This window comes from Bergeriella denitrificans NBRC 102155, assembly GCF_001592185.1.
Taxonomy (GTDB): domain Bacteria; phylum Pseudomonadota; class Gammaproteobacteria; order Burkholderiales; family Neisseriaceae; genus Neisseria; species Neisseria denitrificans.
This window is the reverse complement of sequence record NZ_BCWL01000361.1, coordinates 1-848: the sequence shown is the minus strand read 5'-3', so window position 1 is coordinate 848 and position 848 is coordinate 1. Positions and strand designations below refer to the sequence as shown.

At 62.6% G+C, this 848-nt stretch carries 1 protein-coding gene; it reads right to left on the bottom strand.

Going from position 1 to position 848, the window contains the following annotated elements:
- A partial coding sequence (locus BDE01S_RS11485) for a pyocin knob domain-containing protein (protein WP_218015877.1) occupies window positions 1–848 on the bottom strand: 848 nt, incomplete at both ends.

The following is an 848-nucleotide window of genomic DNA, read 5'->3' as shown; positions in this document are numbered from 1 at the left end:
TTTGATAAGCCGCCGTTTCGCCGCCCGCTACGCGTGGGAAGGCCACGCGGCCGATTTCGTTTGCTCCGCCAGCGCCGGTGAAGACGAGGTTGAAGCGCGCGCCGTCGGCATTGCTGCCGACCGGCTCGGTTTCGAGCCGCCAGAAGCTGCCGTCTGAATTGGTAAAACGCAGTTTTTCCCAGGCATTGCGCTGGATATTGAGTACGCCGTTCGCTAGGGTTTGGTTGCCGCTGTTGCCCAGCTTGTCGTCGCCGAGCCGCGCCCATGCGTTCCAACCGCTGCTGCCCGATGTCTGCGTGCGCGTCCAAATGCCCGAATTGTTGTAGGGGATATAAACTTGCGTGCCGCCTGCGACGGCGGGCAGCACGAACAAGGTACCGGCCAGTTGCGCGGGATAATTGTTGGCGGCGGTGCTGCGTGCGTTGGCGGATTGAACCCATACGCCGGTATTGGCTGCCGTTGCGGTCAGGTCGTTCAAATTACGGTTGGCGGGGATTTCGCCGCGCAGTTTGAAGCTGTCGCTAGATACACCGTCGATGAGGTTTTTCAGCAGGCGGCCGGCATTGGCGATCAGGGCTTCGGTTTGGCTTTGGCTGGCGAGCGTGTCGTTCAGCTTGACCACGCCGGCAACCGTGGTGCTGGCCTTGTCGATGGCGTGGGTGTGGGAGGCGGTTTGCACGCTGTTTGTCGTGGCGGCGGTAATCGTGCCGGGCGTGCCCAGCGTGATGGTGCGGTTGGCTTGCAGGCTGCCGCCGCCGGAGAGGCCGTTGCCTGCGGTGAGGACAAGGGCTTTGTCGGCTTTGAGCGCGAGCGCGTTGTCGGCGGCGGTTTTGTTATTGCCTATGCTC